We start from the raw sequence: 17,782 nt of genomic DNA on the forward strand, positions 1-17,782 counted from the left end.
TCTATGTCGATAAATGCCAGACAGCAAGAGCATCGGCGGCTCACTGCCGCCGATGCTCGGAGTGCTTACTGGATGTTTTCGATAATCTCTTCGTAACGCGACATCTTGTTTTTCAGGTACTCAGAAGCTTCATCGGACGGTTTGAAATTCGGAATGAAGAAAGAGTTCTTCTGAACTTCCTGAATCTCGCCCTCGGCATAGACCTCTGCCAGAGCCTCATCAATCTGATCGACGATGCCGGAATCCATCTCCTTGTTGTAGAGGAAGAAGAATTCCTTGTCGAAGGTAAAGTTCTCATCGTCACCCATGGTGACAGTGACGTTGGGCTCGACATACTCCAGCAGCTGCTCGCGGCTGGTCTGCCCCATGCCGTCTTCCGGCGCCTGCTCGATGGTGTCCTGACGAGCCGTCAGCCATACGAAGCGCATAGCCTTCTGATCGTCTTCCGGCAGGCGAGTGAACTGCTCGTTGGCCTGCACGGACCCATGGATCATGTCGACCTGGTCATCGTAGAGCTGCTGGTTCTTGTCCGCCTGGGAGCCAGTATTCACGGCGACCAGATTGTCTTCCTGGCCCGGATACTCGATGGCAACGGCATTCTTCAAGGCACTGAAGCCGATCTCGGACACGCCGCCCGGCTGGATTGCCACGCGCACCTCTTTGCCCTCACCGACTGCCGCGATAATCTCGTCGAGGTTCTCGTACGGCGAGTCCTTGGGCACCAGGTAGGCGTTGCCCGGGTTGATCGCCACGGTCGGCCCGATGGTGTATTTCTCGAAAATGTTCTCGTAACCCTGAACACCATAGAGGAAGCCCAGGTAGGACTGATCGTGGAAGATCATCAGGGTATTGCCGCGCGGATCGCGATCCAGCGTACGGAAAGCGGAACTCGCACCGACGGCATCGACCTTCATGTTGAGATCGAGCTGTTCGGCCAGCTTGTCCACCACGATGCTCGAATTCTGATAGGTATCGCCACCCGTCGATGTGGAGCCGATGACGACACGAATGTTGCCACGTAGCTCTCCATCCTGGGCCATGGCGACACCGGCACCGAAGGTCATCGACGCCATGACGGCGGCGGAACCCAGCCCTACGAGCTGTTTCTTGGATACGGTCATGCTTTCACCTCTTTCAGTCGTTGTCGGTTTTATAGTTGCTTGGCGATTTCCACCAGCGTCTCGAGTTGCTGACGCTCCTCGGAAGTGGGCATGGTCAGGGGCGCGCGAACGCTACCCGCCGGACGACCGATGATCTCGGCGCCGGCCTTGATCAGGCTGACGGCATACCCTTTCTTCCGATCCCTGAGGTCCACGAAGGGAATAAAGAAGTCGTTGGTGATCTGCTTCACGACTTCGCTGTTACCCTTGCGCAGTTCCTTGTAGAAGGTCACGGCCATGTCGGGTACGAAATTGAACACGGCCGATGAGTAGGTATTGACACCAATGGAGAGATAGGCCTCGGCAAAGATCTCTGCCGTCGGCACGCCGCCGATGTAGACCAGGCGGTCACCCACGGTCTTGACGATCTTGTTCAGTGCCTGAATATCGCCCTTGCCGTCCTTGAGACCGACCAGGTTGGGGCAGGCCTCGGCCAGAGCCGTCACGGACCCGGCGTCCAGGATGCCATTGCCACGGTTGTAGTAGATGACGTTGAGCCGGGTCGAAACACAGATCTGGCGGGCGTACTCCACCAGTCCATCCTGGGGACACTCGGTCAGATAGGGCGGCATCAGCAGGATGCCGTCGGCACCGACCTCCTCAGCCGCCTGTGCGAAAGCCTTGCCGCTCTCGACGCTCAGCCCGGCGCTGGCGATCACCGGCAGCTTGCCGTCTACCGTCTCCACGGCGACCCGCACCACATCGCGAAATTCGTCGAGTGTCAGGTTGAAGAACTCACCGGTACCACCGGCCACGAATACGGCCGAGATGTCGTGGCTGATGAACCATTCCAGCCGCTTGCGATAGCTCTCGGCATCGAAACGGCCTTCCTGGTCGAAGTCCGTGATGGGAAACGACAGCAGACCATCGCCGATGGCTTGCACCACTTCTTCTCTGGAAAACTTCACGCAACCGTCCTCATGCTTACCGGGGCCAGGGACTCCCCGACCGCCTCGGGGGTAACGACAACAGCGTTGTTGTCATACATCATACAACTCGTAAGCTAATCGCTCGAATCCGGCTCAGCAAGGGCGACTGATCAAATTGCGACCAAAGTTTAAGAGCAGGGAGGTTGAGCCAAGGCTAGAGAGCAGGGGGCCTGTCTCTGGCGGCCGGCAACGCGCACGACACTCAAGACCCGCCATGCTATGTCGCCCAGCGAGACGGACACGAGTGACACAGCGTGTCTACCAGGTGAGGGAGCATAAAAAGGGCCGCGAGACCGATTTCTCATCCAGATTGACGCGCTACACCCACGGCTTGATAGGGGCCAGTCAGACCGCTGTGCGCCATGTTTGGCGCACTAAGAGAAAAGGGCCTACGAGATTATCGTAAGCCCTTGAATTCGTGGTGCGCCCGGCAGGATTCGAACCTGCGACCCTCGGCTTCGGAGGCCGATACTCTATCCAGCTGAGCTACGGGCGCACATGCCAGGCGTTGGGTGCCAGGCGGTCGACATCGTACCCGCCAGCCCTGCTGCTGTCTAGCAGCCATCACGCTCGCCCCGGCCGTGGTATGAACCGGGACATTTTCCAGGCGTTGGTGATGCCGGTATACTGCGAGCAGTTAGTGCGCGCCATGGTGTCCACCGACTGACGTGATGCCGAGCGTGATTCCGATGACAGGACCGTCGAGAGGTGGTGAGAGTGAAATCCAGCAAGCTGATAATGGGGTGTCTGGCCACCCTGGGCCTGACCGCAGGTAGCGCCGTTGCACAGGACGACGCGCAACGTGAGGCCATCGCGGAACGCCTGAAGCCGGTCGGGGAACTCTGTCTGCAAGGCGAGGACTGTGGCACCGCCATGGCATCCAGCAACGGTGGCGATGACACCACGAGTGATGGCGGCAGCGTGGATGGCGAAAGCGTCTATAACAACGTTTGCATGGCCTGCCACGAAACGGGTGCCGCCGGGGCCCCCGTACGCGGCGACGAGGCCGCCTGGAGCGAGCGTACCGGCAAGGGCTTCGAGACCCTGCTGAGCCATTCCATCAACGGCTTCAACGCCATGCCGGCCAAGGGTGGCAACCCCAACCTCTCCGATGCAGAGGTAGAAGCGGCAACCGCCTATCTGGTTGAACCGGTAATGGACGTCCCGGAACAGGGTGGCGATGAGGCACCGGCCGAGGAAGCGACTTCCGCCGAAGAAGACACGGCCTCGGGCGAAGAGGACACTGCTGCTTCGGGCGAAGAACAAGCCACCGACTCCAGTGAGGAAGCCGCTTCCGGCGACGAACCGTCACATGCCGGCATCGATGGCGAGGCGATCTACAACCAGGTGTGCATGGCCTGCCACGAGACCGGCGCTGCTGGCGCCCCGGTTCGTAGCAATGCCGATCAGTGGACGGACCGCATGTCCAAGGGCATGGAGACTCTCTATGACCACTCGATCAACGGCTTCAACGCCATGCCGGCCAAGGGTGGAAACCCCAACCTCTCCGATGACGAGGTGAAGGCCGCCACCGACTACCTGGTTGAGCCGGTGCAGTAAGTTCCCGCCAGCGGGAAAGGGTGCGGGGCGCCTCAGGGCGCCCCGCTTGCGTCTGGGCAGGAAACGCTCAGCCGAGCAAAGACCGCAGCCCGGCGATAGCATCCTGCCCACGCGCCTGCTTTTTCTCGGGGTCTTCGCGATCCGCGCGCCCCTCCCACTCCAGATCCCTCTCTGGCAGCTCGTCGAGAAAGCGACTCGGCGTGCAGTCCATCAATTCGCCATAGGTCTTGCGCTGGCGTGCCAGTGTAAGGGTCAGGGTGCGTCGCGCCCGGGTGATGCCCACATAGGCCAGGCGACGCTCCTCCTCCACCGTGCCCGCTTCGATGGCGTTGCGATGGGGCAACAGCTCTTCCTCCAGGCCCATCAGGTAAACGTGGGGAAACTCCAATCCCTTGGAGGCGTGCATGGTCAGCAGCTGGACCCGGTCGGAGTCATCCTCCTCGGCCTGCTGCTCGAGAATGTCGCGCAGTACCAACCGGGAGATGGCCGACTCCACGTCATCAGTCTCGGTCTCCGTGCTTGCCGTGTCCTCGGGATCACGGTTCATGGACTTCTCCAGCTGGTCGACCAGTACCCAGACGTTGGCCATGCGCCGCTCGGCGATGGTTGGCGCGCTGGCGTTCTGGTAGAGCCAGGCCTCGTAGTCCATCTCGTGCAACATGCCGCGGATGGCTTCGATGGCGTCGCCCTCGTCCATGCGCCGCCGAACGCCATCGATGAAGTGGGTAAACCTCCCCAACCTCTCGACGGCTTTGACCGACAGCTGCTGCTCCAGGCCCAGCTCGTGGCAGGCGGCGAATAGCGAGATGCCGCGCCCGGTTGCCGGGTCGTTGGCGTAGTTGGCGAGCTTCTCCAGGGTGCCGGGGCCGATCTCGCGGCGCGGCACATTGACGATGCGCAGGAAGGCATTATCGTCCGCCGGGTTGATCAGCAGCCGCAGGTAGGCCATGGCATCCTTGATCTCGTTGCGCGAGAAGAAGGAGGTGCCCCCGGAGAGCTTGTAGGGAATCTGGTAGTGCTGCAGCTTGAGCTCCAGCAGCCGGGCCTGGAAATTGCCGCGATAGAGCACCGCAAAATCGCGCCATTCGGCCCTCTCCTTGATGCGCCGAGTCAGGATTTCGCTGGCCACGCGCTCGGCCTCGGCCTCCTCGTGGCGATTGACCACCACGCGAATCGCCGCGCCCTCGCCCATCTCCGACCACAGGGTCTTGTCGTAGACGTGGGGATTGTGACTGATCAGTGCATTGGCGGTGCGCAGGATGGTACCGGTGGAGCGGTAGTTCTGCTCCAGCTTGATCACCTTGAGGCGCGGAAAGTCCTCGCCCAGGGTCACCAGGTTCTCGGGGCGCGCCCCGCGCCAGGCATAGATCGACTGGTCGTCGTCGCCCACCACGGTGAAAGTCGACCGCTCCCCCATCAGCAGCCGGACCAGCAGATATTGACTGATGTTGGTGTCCTGGTACTCGTCCACCAGCATGTAGTGGATCTTGCGCCGCCAGCGGGCCAGCGCCTCGGAATCGTCGCGCAGCAGTACCACCGGCAGCAGAATCAGGTCGTCGAAGTCCACGGCGTTGTAGGCCTTGAGGTGGCGCACATAGGCTTCGTAGACCCGAGCGGCGTACTGCTCGTCGTCGTCCGCGGCATGCGAGAGGGCCTGACCGGGCAGCACCAGGTCATTCTTCCACTGAGAGATCTGGTGCTGCACGGCGTTGATCTGGTCCGCATCGACCTGGGCGTCCTTGTTCATCAGGTCGCGGAGCAGCGCCTTGGCATCCTCCGGATCGAACAGTGAGAAGCCCGGCCGGTAGCCCAGCACCTTGAGCTCGCTACGGATGATATTGAGCCCCAGGGTGTGAAAGGTGGAGACGGTCAACCCGTGTCCTTCCTTGCCCTTGAGCATGCTCCCCACGCGCTCCTTCATCTCCCGGGCCGCCTTGTTGGTGAAGGTCACCGCGGCAATGCGCCGAGCACTCATGCCGCACTCCTGCACCAGGTAGGCGATCTTGGTGGTGATCACGCTGGTCTTGCCGGAACCCGCACCGGCCAGCACCAGGCAGGGGCCGTCGATGTAGCGCACCGCCTCCTGCTGGCGGGGGTTGAGCCCGGCGAGCCGGCTGGCGATAGTCGGTGACATCAGCGGTTCCTCGCAGACTCGGGGGCGTCGCGCGACGGAAGGTCGGCCCCCGGGAGGCCGGCGCCTACGAAGCCCAGCTGGCGCCAGGCCTCGAAGACCACCGCCGCGCAGGCGTTGGAGAGGTTCAGGCTGCGGCTCTCCGCCAACATGGGAATGCGCAGGCGTCGCGATTCGGGCAGGGCATCGAGCATCGCCTGGGGCAGGCCGCGAGTCTCGGGGCCGAACACCAGGGCATCACCCTCGCGGTAGGCGGGTTCATGATAGCCGGTGCGCCCGCGGGTCGAGACGGCGAAGACCCGCTCGGGGGCCACGGCCGCCTGGAAGGCCGCCCAGTCGGCATGGACCCGGACTCGCGCCCACTCGTGGTAGTCGAGCCCTGCGCGGCGCAGGCGCTTGTCGTCCAGCACGAAGCCCAGCGGTTCGATCAGGTGCAGGCGAAAGCCGGTGTTCGCGCAGAGGCGGATCAGGTTGCCGGTGTTGGGGGGAATTTCGGGCTGATAGAGCACCACGTCGAGCATCAACGACTCCTGATATGAAAGGCCCGTAACGCACTCGGGCCCCGTGCGGGGCCCGAGGGACGATCGGCAAGCACCGGCAGCGCGCCACGTGACGCTCAGTCGCCTGCCACCCCATAGTGGGCGCGGTAGGTGCGGATCGCCTCGGCATGAGGCTGCATCGCCTCACCGGCGTGCGCTTCGAGGTACTCGAGCACCAGGTCCAGGGTCACGATGCTGACCACCGGCATGTCATAGGCGGCCTCGACCTCCTGGATGGCACTTTGACGCTTGGTTCTACCCTCGGCCTGCCCGCACTCCTGGCGATCCAGGGCGATCAGCACACCGGCCGCCCGGGCACCCGCGCCCTCGATCAGACCCATCACCTCGCGAATGGCGGTGCCGGCGGTGATCACGTCGTCGATGATCAGGACCCGCCCCTCGAGTGCGGCACCGACGATGTTGCCCCCCTCGCCGTGGTCCTTGGCCTCCTTGCGGTTGAAGGCATAGGGCAGGTCACGATCGTGGTGGTCGGCCAGCGCCACGGCGGTGGTGGCCGCCAGCGGGATGCCCTTGTAGGCCGGACCGAACAGTACGTCGATCTCGAGGCCACTGGCCTGGATGGCCCGGGCATAGAAACGCCCCAGTCGCGCCAGGGCGCCACCGCTACGGAACAGGCCGGCGTTGAAGAAGTAAGGGCTGACCCGGCCGGACTTCAGGGTGAATTCGCCGAAGCTCAACACGCCCTGTTCGATGGCGAACTCGATGAACTCCCGCTGGTAGTCTTGCATGCGCTGTGCGCCCGGCTGGTCCGCCACAGAGCCTCCTCTTCACGGTCAAGGACCCAGTATTTCTCGATCAAGGGCCAATATCACGTCTATCGACCGGGGCCATTTACCCAAACGTCGAAACGTCGGGTATCATACACGCGCGACGCAAAAGGGACCATGTATGAAAATCGCCACCATCAATGTCAACGGCATCCGCGAAGCCGTCGGTCGAGGCTTCCTCGACTGGCTCGCCGGCCAGGACGCCGATGTCGTCTGCGTGCAGAACCTCAAGGCCAAGAGCTTCGAGCTGGACGACAGCATCCTCTATCCGGAAGGCTACGAGGGCTACTTCCTCGATGCCGAGCAGGACGGCTTCTCTGGGGTCGGCCTCTACTGCCGCAAGATCCCCAAGGCGATCATGTACGGCCTGGGATTTCCCCAGTGCGATCACGAGGCACGTTTCCTGCAGGCCGACTATGACCGCTTCAGCGTCGCCAGCTTCCTGATGCCCGACGGCAGCGACGTTGCCGCCAAGCAGGCCTTCATGGCTCAGTATCAGGAGTACCTGTCGAAGATGGCCCGCAAGCGCCGCGAGTACATCATCTGTGGCACCTGGCACATTGCCCACAAGACCCTCGACCTGGAGAACTGGGCCGACAACCAGACCACGCCCGGCTTCAAGCCCGAGGAGCGCGCCTGGATGGACCAGGTGTTCGGCCCCACCGGCTTCATCGACACCTTCCGCGAGATCAACCGCGACGCCGGCGAGTACACCTGGTGGCCCAAACTCGACCAGGAGGTGCCGCGTTCCCGCCAGGAAGGCTGGCGCATCGACTATCAGGTCGTGGGCCCCGAGTTCCGCCGCCATGTGGTGGATGCCTGGATCGACTACGATGCCACCTTCTCGGAGTTTGCCCCGCTGATCGTCGAGTATGACCTGACGCTCTGAGTCCGCTCCCTTCGTCGCCGTTCCGGTCCGCCGGAACGCACCGTGCCGGCCACTTGGGCCGGCGCGGTGCGTTAAGGAGGATACGCAGGATCAGCGAGGGATGCCCAACGCCTCGCGCTGGTGCTCGAACAGCTCGTAGCCGGCCTTCTCGGCCAGGTCGAGCATGGCGTCAAGCTGGGCTCGGCTGAAGGTGCCGGCTTCGGCGGTGCCCTGCACCTCGATCAGTCCACCCCCCTCGGCCATCACCACGTTCATGTCGGTATCGGCGCTGGAGTCCTCGGGGTAGTCCAGGTCGACGACCGGCAACCCCTTGAACAGCCCCACCGAGACCGAACTCACCAGCTGGTAGAAGGGATCGCCCTTGATCAGCTTCTCGCGCTGCAGGTGGCGGATGGCATCGATCAGCGCCACGCAGCCGCCAGTGATGGAGGCGGTGCGGGTGCCGCCATCGGCCTGGATGACGTCGCAGTCCACGGTGATGGTGAACTCGCCAAGCTTCTTGAGGTTCACCGCCGCTCGCAGCGAGCGACCGATCAGCCGCTGGATCTCCAGGGTGCGGCCGCCCTGCTTGCCGCGGGTGGCCTCGCGGCTGCCGCGGGTGTGGGTGGCCCGGGGCAGCATGCCGTACTCGGCGGTCACCCAGCCCTGCTTCTTGCCGCGCAGCCAGCGGGGCACGCCAACCTCGACGCTGGCGTTGCACAGCACCTTGGTATCGCCGAACTCCACCAGCACCGAGCCCTCGGCATGGCGGGTATAGTCGCGGGTGAGACGAATCTCGCGGGACTGGTCGGGGGCGCGTCCGCTGGGACGCCGGATCTCCGAAGACATGGCACCTCTCTTGAATCGGGATGGTGACGGGACGTCACGTGATGGAAGGGGGCCATTCTACACGCTCTGATCTACACGGTCTGGGCGGGGAATCGGTTACACTGCCGGCCCAGAGAGATCACGGCGCAACGGGAGGCACCATGGCCCACAGCATGACCGCCTTTTCACGCCAGGATAGCGACACCGCGGCCGGCAGCCTGCAGATCGAGCTGCGCTCGGTGAATCAGCGCTACCTCGAACCCCACTTCCGCCTGCCGGAGGCGCTGCGCGACCTGGAGCCGATGTTCCGCGAGGCCCTGCGCAATCGCCTGGCCCGGGGCAAGGTCGAATGCACGCTGCGCTTCGAGCCCACCGGCAACGAGGCGGCACTGAGCGTCGACCGTCGACGCCTTGCCGCGCTGGCCACGGCCCTGGGGGAGGTCCGCGAAAGCGTGCCGGAGGCCACCATGCCCGATGCCCTGAGCCTGCTCGACCACCCCGGCGTGCTGGACCGTCGAGGTCCCGACATGGCGGCCGTCAAGCAGGAGGCGCTGGCGCTGTTTCAGGCTGCCCTGGACGACCTTGTCGCCGGCCGTGCCCGGGAGGGCGAGAAGCTCGCTGCACTGATCCGCGAGCGGCTGATCGCAGTGAACGCCCAGGTGGCCGAGGTGCACCGGCTGATGCCGCATATCCTCGAACGCCAGCGGGTTCAGCTGCTGGAGCGGATGGAAGCGATACGTGCCGAGCTGGAGCCCCAGCGGCTGGAGGCCGAGCTGGTGCTGCTCGCCCAGAAGGCCGACGTCGACGAGGAGCTCGACCGCCTGACCACTCACGTCGCCGAGGTGGCGCGCCAGCTCGGCCAACCAGGCCCGGTGGGGCGGCGCCTGGATTTCCTGATGCAGGAGCTCAACCGCGAGGCCAATACCCTGTCGTCCAAGTCGGTGGTGGCCGCCACCACCCGCTGCGCCGTGGAGCTCAAGGTGCTGATCGAGCAGATGCGCGAGCAGATCCAGAACATCGAGTGATGTCTACGGACTTCCATCATCATCCATATCTTATTGTTTTCTATGAAATATGTGGCATAGGTTGTCCTATGGATGTCTACGAAAACTAGCTTAAGCCCCTGAACCAGCACGACGGTGTCGACGCGGAAAGAGATCGCCCCGGCGCAGACCGGGGCGAAGCGAGAAACAGGGCCCACCATCCTTGGCGTAACATGGAAAACGCAAGTTTACTTAGCGAGCCGAACCCGCGTCCTTAACTTGGGTCAGCTACTGATCGAGTACCAGGCGAGATCTCTGCAATGCGGTGTAGCGATGAAGTACGCCGTCTGGAGGCCAAAGCGTGAGCCTCGGCTCCTCCCCAATGATTCACGGCTGACAGACCCCATCCAGCCATTGCCATCCCTGATCGAGTAGGAGGGGGAGTTGCCTCCCCCGTCCTCTCACACCACCGGGCATACGGTTCCGTACCACGGCGGTTCACGAAGAACGACTAAGCCCTCTTGCCGTATCGAGTACCGAGATCATCCCCTGCTGGGCGAACCAGCGGTTGGGCAAGGCATGGCGTATATGCAGAGCACCTGCGTTCCACCAAGGGCCTCGTCCATTCCCCGCTGATTTCCAGGCACGATGCTCGTTCAGACCTAGCGCCAGAAGCTTCCGGCGTCGGGTCCTTGGCCGTTTCCACTGCCGCCAGATCAGGCAGCGCAGTCGGCGGCGTATCCATCGATCCAGCGCTTCCAGCGGGCGTCTCACATCGACGAGGGAGAAGTAGCTGGCCCAGCCCCGCAGGACGGGGGTCAGCTCTTCGATGACGCGTCGGATGTTACGCCCTCTGCCGCGTTTCAGGATCTCGCGGAGTCGCTGCATTATGCGCTGCATACTGGCCTTGGTGATGGTCAGCCGTGCCAGCTTGTGCCGAGTCAGCGTGTAGCCCAGGTATCCTCGGTTCCAAGGCCGATCCACCGCACTCTTGTCGCGATTGACCGTCAGCCGGAGCGAATTCTCGAGAAAATCACTCAGGCTGGCCATGACGCGGTCACCCGCCCGCCGACTCTTGACGTACACCTGCACATCGTCGGCATAGCGGCAGAAGCGGTGGCCCCGGCGCTCCAGTTCCTTGTCCACGTCGTCCAGCAGGATGTTCGCCAGCAGCGGGCTTAACGGCCCGCCCTGGGGCGTACCCTGCTTGCGTGGCGTGGTCAGGCCATGCTGGAACATACCGGCTTCCAGATAGCGACGGATCAGGCGCAGAACCCGCGTGTCGCGGACGCGGCGCGCGACCCGTGCCATCAGCAGGTCGTGGTTCACTCGGTCGAAGAAGGCTTCCAGGTCGAGGTCGACCACCCAGCGGTGGCCGGCAGTGACGTGGGCCTTCATGGCCGAGACGGCCTGCTGGGCACTGCGTTGCGGGCGGTAGCCGTAGCTTGATTCGGAGAATCCCAGATCGAAGCGCGGCGTCAGCACCTGCAGCAGCGCCTGCTGGATCAGCCGGTCGGTGACCGTGGGGATGCCGAGCTGTCGGGTCCCGCCCTTGGGCTTGGGGATCTCGACGGCTCGGATTGGGCTGGGGTGGTACTCACCGGCCAGCAGCCGCTCGCGCAGCGTCGGCCAGTGCTGTTTCAGGTGATCCGCCAACTGTTGCACCGTCATGCCGTCGGCACCCGGTGCGCCCTGGTTGGCGACCACCTTACGGTAAGCCTGCTGCATGTTCTGCGAGGCGGTAACCGCCTCCATGAGCGAGGCGGGCTCCGCTTTCGTCCACGATGACGACGCCGGGACCGTCTCGACGCTCACCGGCCGGGACTCGGGGTTCCGCCCCTGCCCCTCTGGGTGAGTGACGGTATTAGCGTCAGGGTCTGTCTTCATGATCGATCCTCGAGACGTCATCGCCTACTCGCGGTTCTTCATGTTCGGCCCTTGGTGCCGGGGTGAACCGGCACTTACTATGGCCTCTGCTGACGTCTGGTGGCCCATCCCGTCGCCTCTCGACGCCGGTAGCACCGTGGCGGACCACCAGACCTCCCAGGGTAAGACGCGCGACCTTCCCGCTTATGCCTGTCGGATCTACGTCATGGCGTTCCGTGCAAGTATTGGGCTTCGATGAACATGGCCATCTCACCCCGCCATGCCGCCTCGTATCCGCTTCCTGTTCGTCAGGCCAGCGTTTTGCCTCGGGCTTCCTTCGGATTCCCCCTCGCGGGAGACACCCTTGCCGTTGGCTAGCACTTCCCCTTGCCGGGCGTGCAGGGGACTTTCACCCCCAAGTCATCCCGAGGCACCACCCTCGGGAACAGCGCCAGTCAGGCGCTGCGCGCCATGCCTGGCGCACCATGCGAAAGGCCACCGATCATGGATCGGTGGCCTCGGGTATCGCGTCCTGCCGGCGTAGGCCGGCGGGTAGCCCTAATTAGGCGGTCTTGGCAGCCTTGGGAGCCGCTTCCTTGACGGCCTTGGTGGCGGTCTCGGTGGTTTCCTTGATGCCTTCCTGGGCCTTCTGGACGTTCTCTTCGGTCAGCTTCTGGCTATCCTTGGCGAAGTCCTGCTGCAGGGCGACAACCTTCTCGGTGTCTGCCTTCAGGCGCTCGGTCAGTTCCGTAGCGACCTGCTGCTGGCCTTCCATGTAGCTCTTGAGGCCTTCGGCATCCTTGACTTCCATCAGGCTGCGCAGCTGCGACAGGTTGGTGTCGGTATAGGACTTGGCGGCGTCAAGCTGAGCGTTGACCAGCTTCTCGGTGAAGTCGACGGACAGGGCAGCGTAAGCACGCGCCGGGCCGAACATCATGGTCTCGAACTGCTTGGTGTCGAAGTTAAAGTTGCTCATCTGAAGAACCTCCGGGTTCTGAACGAACGGGAGATCCCCGCTCTGATGTTGTGCACACTAACAGGGATTTTTGTGCAGTGCAACATAATTCCAGTAATGAGCACCCGGCAGGAAAGGCCGCCATGGGATCCCTCCTCACTCTTCTTTGCGACGATGCCTGAGCTCAGGCCACTGCCTGGCCCGAAACGCGATTGCCGCCCGAAGCCTTGCTGACATACATGGCATTGTCAGCCCGGTCGAGAAGTGCTTCGACCAAGGCGCCGTGTTCGGGATAGGAGGCCACCCCCACACTAGCCGTCGCCATTGATCCCGATAACCGAGCCATGGCGTGGCCTTCCGCAACGGAAAGATCCGTGACGACATCGCCCCGACCAAGGCCGGGCAAAATGAGAACACCGCGAAACAGGAAGAGGCGTAAGTCCGTCCTTGAGCCCGACATCCGTTCCGTTCATCCCTCGAGCGTCGCCGGCACGGCGATCGCCATGCCGAGCAACAGAAAGGAGAGCGTCTTGCCGTGACCGTCCAGGTTCAGCGCCCCATTGACCCCGCCCTGCAGCACATCGTCGAGCACCAGGTTCATGCCGGCGAGACCCGGCAGCGGATAGCGCCGCACCCGGCTGACGCCGCGGTGGGCGAACAGCGCCTGCAACCGATCCTCGGTGATCTGAGCGAGCAGGATATCGTAATGACGTGGGTCATAGGCGAACAGCGCCAGGTTAAGCCGCTCGCCCTTGTCGCCGGCACGGGCATGCGCCAGGCGGTGCAGCGACATCATCTTCACATCATCACTGGGCGCCATGGTCGTGACTCCTGTCGTCATTCATCGGGGTGCCATACAGGGTGGCGAAGGCCTCGACGTCGCTGCGCTGGACCAGGTAGGAGGCCGTGCAGATCCGTCGCTGGAACTGACGGCGCACCCCGCCCCCGCCGGCCGGGCCGGCGCAGTAGAGCGCCAGCAGCTCTTGAGTCGCGCGTTCCACCCAGCGCCGCTCGGCGTGCCCCACGGCGAGCCGCAGTCGGTAATCGCCGCTCTCCTGCCCTGCCGTCTGCCGCTGCAGGTCGCCGGTATCGCTGTCGAAGACGCTGGTGTGCCCGATGATGTCGAACCGCGAGCGTAACTCGGGGGGCGCGCGAAAGGTGAGCCGTTCGCGAAGCACCTCGGCCGCCAGCTGCGCTCTGGCGAACGCATTGGGGCCGGCGTAGGAGATCTCGGCTTCTCCCTGCCAACCGCCCGCGTAGCACACGGTGGTCTTGAGCCGCTCCGGCGCCGGCCTGCCGCGGATGCCGCTGACCGCGACCCGGTCGGGACCGATCTCGTAAACCCTGACGCCGGAGAGATCCACGATCACGTCCGGCGTCAGGTAGCCGCCCGGGTCGTGGACCTCGTACAGCAACTGCTCCTTCACCGTGTGCTCGGTCACGCAGCCGCCAGTGCCGGGCGGCTTGGTCACCACAAGGCTGCCGTCCTCTTCCACCTCGATGATGGGATAGCCCACCGTGGCCAGGTCGGGCACGTCCTTCAAGCCAGGGTCGGCGAAGTAGCCGCCGCTCACCTGGGACCCGCACTCGCCCAGGTGCCCTGCCATCGTGCCCGCCGCCAGGCGGTCCCAATCGTCCCAGGCCCAGCTGAAGTAGTGCATCAGCGGGGCCAGGAACAGCGACGGGTCGGCCACGCGACCGGTCACGACCACCTCGGCACCCAGGGCCAGCGCCTCGACCAGGGGCGCAGCGCCGAGGTAGACGTTGGCCGAGATCAGCGCCTCCTCACCCGGCATCTCGCCGCTCTCCCCCTCCCAGCGCTGCAGATCGATACGGGAGAGGCGCGAGCGGATATCGTCGCCCTGCACGTGACCGATGCGGATATCGGCTCGCCCTGCCCCCTGGGCAAGCGCGCGGACCCGTTCGCAGGCGCCTGCCGGGTTGGCGGCACCGAAGTTGCCGAGGATAGCGATGCCATTGGCCAGGCAGTCATCGAGCACAGGCTCCAGCAGTTCGTCGAGCAGCGGCTCGAAGCCGGCGTCGGGATCGTCATGCCGTGCCCGGTGGGCGGCGGCCAGGGTTCGTTCCCCCAGGGTCTCGAAGAGCAGCGCGGCGGGCTGGCCACGGCGGATCAGCTCGGCCACCACGGGAATCGCCGCATCGGTGCGGTCACCGGAAAACCCGGCACCGCTGCCCAGCAGAAAGGTCATGGGGATGTCTCCTTGGCGGACATATCGCGCGAGGGGCCAGCAGATATCGACCGACGCCGTCGCAGCGCATACATCCCCGCCAGTGCCAGCAGTGCCGCTACCGTCGTCAGCCAGCCCGGCGTCAGTGCCAGGCCGATCACCACGATCAGACCGATGATATCCAGGGCACGGTTGCCGGTTATCGCCACGCGTGACATCAGCGAGGCGAAGGCGATCACGAAGACCACGCCCTGACAGATCGCCAGCGCGATATCAACCGCCCCACTGAAGCCGGCCAGCGCCGGATAGATCAGCAGCAGAAAGGGAATGACGTAGATCGCCGCCGCCAGGCGCACGGCCTCACCGGCCGCCGGTAGCCAGTTGGTGCCGGCGATACCCGAGGCGACAAACACCGCCACGCACACCGGCGGAGTGATGACCGAGAGGGTTGCGAAGTAGAACACGAAGAGATGCGCGATGAGCGGCTCCACGCCGATGGTGGTCAGCGCCGGTGCCAGCACCGAGGCCACCAGCACGTAGGCCGCAGTCGTGGGAATGCCCATGCCCAGGATCAAGCACACGCCGCCCACGATGCCCGCCACCAGGAACAGCGACTCGCCGCCGACGTTGACGATCAGGCTGGCGAGCGTCACGCCGATACCGGTCATGCCGATCATCGCCACCAGGATCTGCGCCCCGGCCAGCAGCACGCCGATGATCACCATGCCTCTGCCGGCATCCATCAAGCCCGACAGCAGCTTGCCGAGGATCTCCTCTAATGGCGTTCTTGCCAGCAGGGCAAAGGGCACGAAGGTGAACACCGTCATCATGATGCCGTAGAAGGCCGAAAGCTGGATGGAACGCCCGTTGAGCACGCCGAAGAAGAGCCCGCCCAGTGCCGCGAGGATCGGCACGATGCGCTCGGGGCGCAGCACGTCGCGCCAGCCGGGCAACTCATCGGCCGGCACCACACGCAGGTTGCGCCGCTGCGCGACCAGATGGATGGTCAGGAAGACCCCCAGGTAGAACAGGATCGCCGGCAGCAGCGCCGCCAGGGCGATGCGCAGGTAACTCTCGCCGAGGATCTCGGCCATGATGAAGGCCGCCGCACCGAGGATAGGCGGCGCGATCTGACCACCCGTCGAGGCCACGGCCTCCACGGCGGCGGCAAAGGGCCGTGGGTAGTCAAGCCGCTTCATCATGGGAATGGTGAAGTTGCCGGTGGTGGCCACGTTGGCCACCGCGCTGCCACTGACCATGCCGAAGAGCCCCGAGGCGACCGTGGCCACCTTGGCGGCCCCGCCTGGCGAACGGCCGCTGATGCGCAGTGCCAGATCCATGAAGGTCTGACCGCCGCCCGTGTGCAGCAACAGGCTGCCGAACAGCACGAAGGCAGCAATGGTGGTCGCGGCCACGCCCACCAGCATGCCCCAGACCCCGAGATCACCGAGGTAGATGGTCTCGGTGATGTAGACCAGGTCGAAGCCGCGGTGCCCCAGCGGGCCGGGAATGGCGGCGCCGAACCAGGCATAGCCCAGGCCGGCCACCACCAGCAGCGGAAAGATCAGGCCGATGGCGCGCCGCGACAGCTCGAGGATCGCCACCAGCAGCACCCCGGTGAAGAGCATGTCGCGGGTCGATGCCCAGGGCAGCTCCACCAGGATGCGCTCGGCATTCATCGCCACGTAGCCACAGGCGAGCACGGCACCCACCGCCAGGACGAGATCGAGGGCGATGCCCAGGGGACGCCAGCGCTTGCCGGCCCCCAGCGGATAGACCGTCAGCCCCAGCAGGATCACCAGCGCAAGGAAGATGCTGCGCTGGATCAAGCTCTCGAAGGGGCCAGTGGCGGCGGTGTACAGAATCAGCCCACCCAGCGTGAGGGCCAGCCCCCGGGTCAGATGCTCGCGCACGGAAAGCTCCTTCGACGGCCGTTATTCGGCGGGCTGCAGAGCATCCGGGATTTCCATACCCTGCTCTTCGAAGTAGCGTGCGGCGCCGGCATGCAGCGGGACGGTCCCGACATCGAGGGTCATCTGCGCCATGTCGGCATCCTTGATCGCCGAGAAGGCGTTGGCCTGGGGCTCGGGATTCTCCATCACCGCCTTGACGATCTGGTAGGCGGTCTCTTCATCCATGTCCGGATGCGCGTGAACGGCCACGCCGAAGGCCCAGGTGGTGAAGGCCGGGATGCCGTCGGCGGCGCCCTCGGGAATGTCCACGACCGCGATATCAGGCATCTCGCTGCGCAGGGTATCGGCCTGCTCGTCAGTGAGCGACAGCACATTGATCGGCGTGAAGGTGGCGATATCCATGGTCGAACCGTCCAGGCGATTGCCCACGCCGGACTTCACGTAGCCGGCGATCCGCCCGTCCTTGATGGAGTCGACCACGTCGGTGGTCGAGCCACGCACGTAGTCGGGGGTGATTCCCAGGGTCTTCATGACCGCCTCGGTGGTGCTCTCGGTAGCCGAGCCGGTGATGCCCGGGTTGAGGCGCACCCCGTCCAGTTCCTGCATGCTCTCGACCCCGGCATCCTCCCGCATCACCACGTTCTGCGGCGCCACGGTGTAGACCCACAGCAGTCGCGTATCCACCGGACGCTCCTCGAAATCGCCCTGGCCGGCGTAGGCGTGATAGCCGGTGTTGGTGGTCACCAGCCCCATGTCCATCTGGTCGCGGCTGAGCCGGCGCAGGTTATCGACGGTGGCACCGGTCTCGGCGACGGAGGAGCTGACGCCTTCGAGCTCGCTGTTGATGATCTGATTGACCGCCACGAAGTAACCGTAGTGGCTCGACGAGCTGGAGGTCGAGCCGATCAGCAGGCGCTCCTGGGCGGGGGCGGAAGCGGCGGCGAGAAGTGCGGCACTGGCGGCCACGGCGGTAAGCAGCGTTTTCATGGTGGTTGGCTCCTGGCCCGGTCGCGGGCTTGTTGTTGTGATAAATCATGAGGTGAAACAGCGTCTCGTGACGGTGCACGATCCAC

At 64.3% G+C, this 17,782-nt stretch carries 16 protein-coding genes and 1 tRNA gene; 3 read left to right on the forward strand and 14 right to left on the reverse strand.

Annotated features, from left to right (window positions below; translation table 11 throughout):
* Positions 1-65: 65 nt before the first annotated feature.
* From HALO32_RS00790 to HALO32_RS00800, 3 genes are all read right to left on the reverse strand, one after another.
* Positions 66-1,121 (reverse strand): type 2 periplasmic-binding domain-containing protein, encoded by a 1,056-nt coding sequence (locus HALO32_RS00790; RefSeq protein ID WP_151441875.1) that lies wholly within the window; start codon positions 1,119-1,121, stop codon positions 66-68.
* Between the two features lie 29 nt (positions 1,122-1,150).
* Positions 1,151-2,068, reverse strand: a complete 918-nt coding sequence (gene kdgD / locus HALO32_RS00795; protein WP_151441876.1) for a 5-dehydro-4-deoxyglucarate dehydratase — start codon at positions 2,066-2,068, stop codon at positions 1,151-1,153.
* A 440-nt stretch (positions 2,069-2,508) separates the two neighbouring features.
* A tRNA-Arg gene (locus HALO32_RS00800) sits at positions 2,509-2,585 on the reverse strand.
* A 221-nt stretch (positions 2,586-2,806) separates the two neighbouring features.
* Here HALO32_RS00800 and HALO32_RS00805 point away from each other — a divergent pair.
* Entirely contained in the window at positions 2,807-3,649 is an 843-nt protein-coding gene (locus HALO32_RS00805; protein ID WP_225809612.1) for a c-type cytochrome, read from the forward strand.
* Positions 3,650-3,716: 67 nt separating this feature from the next.
* On the opposite strand, the gene rep is transcribed toward HALO32_RS00805, so the two are convergent.
* From rep to pyrE, 3 genes are all read right to left on the reverse strand, one after another.
* Complete coding sequence (rep, locus tag HALO32_RS00810) at positions 3,717-5,783, reverse strand: DNA helicase Rep (protein ID WP_151441877.1); 2,067 nt, start codon at positions 5,781-5,783, stop codon at positions 3,717-3,719.
* Positions 5,783-6,301 (reverse strand): tRNA (uridine(34)/cytosine(34)/5-carboxymethylaminomethyluridine(34)-2'-O)-methyltransferase TrmL, encoded by a 519-nt coding sequence (trmL, locus tag HALO32_RS00815; RefSeq protein WP_151441878.1) that lies wholly within the window; start codon positions 6,299-6,301, stop codon positions 5,783-5,785. The genes rep and trmL overlap by 1 nt, the downstream gene beginning before the upstream one ends.
* Positions 6,302-6,396: 95 nt before the next feature.
* Complete coding sequence (gene pyrE / locus HALO32_RS00820) at positions 6,397-7,068, reverse strand: orotate phosphoribosyltransferase (protein ID WP_151441879.1); 672 nt, start codon at positions 7,066-7,068, stop codon at positions 6,397-6,399.
* A gap of 160 nt (positions 7,069-7,228) precedes the next feature.
* Between pyrE and HALO32_RS00825 the strand changes: the two genes are divergently transcribed.
* Positions 7,229-7,996, forward strand: coding sequence for an exodeoxyribonuclease III (locus HALO32_RS00825; RefSeq protein WP_151441880.1), 768 nt, complete (start codon positions 7,229-7,231; stop codon positions 7,994-7,996).
* A 90-nt stretch (positions 7,997-8,086) separates the two neighbouring features.
* Here HALO32_RS00825 and rph read toward each other — a convergent pair whose 3' ends face one another.
* Positions 8,087-8,824 (reverse strand): ribonuclease PH, encoded by a 738-nt coding sequence (rph, locus tag HALO32_RS00830; RefSeq protein WP_151441881.1) that lies wholly within the window; start codon positions 8,822-8,824, stop codon positions 8,087-8,089.
* 140 nt (positions 8,825-8,964) lie between these two features.
* On the opposite strand from rph, the gene HALO32_RS00835 reads away from it, so the two are divergent.
* On the forward strand, positions 8,965-9,828 hold the full coding sequence (locus HALO32_RS00835) for a YicC/YloC family endoribonuclease (protein WP_151441882.1): 864 nt from the start codon (positions 8,965-8,967) through the stop codon (positions 9,826-9,828).
* 456 nt (positions 9,829-10,284) lie between these two features.
* On the opposite strand, the gene ltrA is transcribed toward HALO32_RS00835, so the two are convergent.
* The 7 genes from ltrA to HALO32_RS00870 all read right to left on the reverse strand — a co-directional run bounded on the left by ltrA (position 10,285) and on the right by HALO32_RS00870 (position 17,696).
* The gene (ltrA, locus tag HALO32_RS00840; RefSeq protein WP_151441883.1) at positions 10,285-11,673 is read right to left on the reverse strand and encodes a group II intron reverse transcriptase/maturase; all 1,389 of its coding nucleotides are present in this window, start codon (positions 11,671-11,673) and stop codon (positions 10,285-10,287) included.
* A 541-nt stretch (positions 11,674-12,214) separates the two neighbouring features.
* Positions 12,215-12,628 carry a phasin family protein gene (locus HALO32_RS00845; protein WP_151441884.1) on the reverse strand — a complete coding sequence of 138 codons (414 nt, stop codon included), beginning with the start codon at positions 12,626-12,628 and terminating at the stop codon, positions 12,215-12,217.
* 163 nt (positions 12,629-12,791) lie between these two features.
* Complete coding sequence (locus tag HALO32_RS18275; protein ID WP_151441885.1) at positions 12,792-13,067, reverse strand: diguanylate cyclase domain-containing protein; 276 nt, start codon at positions 13,065-13,067, stop codon at positions 12,792-12,794.
* Between the two features lie 9 nt (positions 13,068-13,076).
* A complete protein-coding gene (locus HALO32_RS00855) occupies positions 13,077-13,427 on the reverse strand; it encodes an AtuA-related protein (protein WP_225809617.1) in 351 nt (116 codons plus the stop codon).
* Entirely contained in the window at positions 13,414-14,817 is a 1,404-nt protein-coding gene (locus HALO32_RS00860; RefSeq protein ID WP_151441886.1) for an acyclic terpene utilization AtuA family protein, read from the reverse strand. The genes HALO32_RS00855 and HALO32_RS00860 overlap by 14 nt, the downstream gene beginning before the upstream one ends.
* The gene (locus HALO32_RS00865) at positions 14,814-16,709 is read right to left on the reverse strand and encodes a TRAP transporter permease (protein ID WP_151441887.1); all 1,896 of its coding nucleotides are present in this window, start codon (positions 16,707-16,709) and stop codon (positions 14,814-14,816) included. The genes HALO32_RS00860 and HALO32_RS00865 overlap by 4 nt, the downstream gene beginning before the upstream one ends.
* A gap of 21 nt (positions 16,710-16,730) precedes the next feature.
* Positions 16,731-17,696, reverse strand: coding sequence for a TAXI family TRAP transporter solute-binding subunit (locus tag HALO32_RS00870; RefSeq protein WP_151441888.1), 966 nt, complete (start codon positions 17,694-17,696; stop codon positions 16,731-16,733).
* Between the last annotated feature and the right edge of the window lie 86 nt (positions 17,697-17,782).

Origin of the sequence: Halomonas lysinitropha, from assembly GCF_902500215.1 — a bacterium.
GTDB classification, from domain to species: Bacteria; Pseudomonadota; Gammaproteobacteria; order Pseudomonadales; family Halomonadaceae; genus Halomonas; species Halomonas lysinitropha.

Coding starts and splice junctions, on each gene's coding strand:
- HALO32_RS00790 (WP_151441875.1), bottom strand. CDS start 1,121: ATGACCGTATCCAAGAAACAGCTCGTAGGGCTGGGTTCCGCCGCCGTC.
- rep (WP_151441877.1), bottom strand. CDS start 5,783: ATGTCACCGACTATCGCCAGCCGGCTCGCCGGGCTCAACCCCCGCCAG.
- trmL (WP_151441878.1), bottom strand. CDS start 6,301: ATGCTCGACGTGGTGCTCTATCAGCCCGAAATTCCCCCCAACACCGGC.
- pyrE (WP_151441879.1), bottom strand. CDS start 7,068: ATGCAAGACTACCAGCGGGAGTTCATCGAGTTCGCCATCGAACAGGGC.
- HALO32_RS00825 (WP_151441880.1), top strand. CDS start 7,229: ATGAAAATCGCCACCATCAATGTCAACGGCATCCGCGAAGCCGTCGGT.
- rph (WP_151441881.1), bottom strand. CDS start 8,824: ATGTCTTCGGAGATCCGGCGTCCCAGCGGACGCGCCCCCGACCAGTCC.
- HALO32_RS00835 (WP_151441882.1), top strand. CDS start 8,965: ATGGCCCACAGCATGACCGCCTTTTCACGCCAGGATAGCGACACCGCG.
- ltrA (WP_151441883.1), bottom strand. CDS start 11,673: ATGAAGACAGACCCTGACGCTAATACCGTCACTCACCCAGAGGGGCAG.
- HALO32_RS00845 (WP_151441884.1), bottom strand. CDS start 12,628: ATGAGCAACTTTAACTTCGACACCAAGCAGTTCGAGACCATGATGTTC.
- HALO32_RS18275 (WP_151441885.1), bottom strand. CDS start 13,067: ATGTCGGGCTCAAGGACGGACTTACGCCTCTTCCTGTTTCGCGGTGTT.
- HALO32_RS00855 (WP_225809617.1), bottom strand. CDS start 13,427: ATGGCGCCCAGTGATGATGTGAAGATGATGTCGCTGCACCGCCTGGCG.
- HALO32_RS00860 (WP_151441886.1), bottom strand. CDS start 14,817: ATGACCTTTCTGCTGGGCAGCGGTGCCGGGTTTTCCGGTGACCGCACC.
- HALO32_RS00870 (WP_151441888.1), bottom strand. CDS start 17,696: ATGAAAACGCTGCTTACCGCCGTGGCCGCCAGTGCCGCACTTCTCGCC.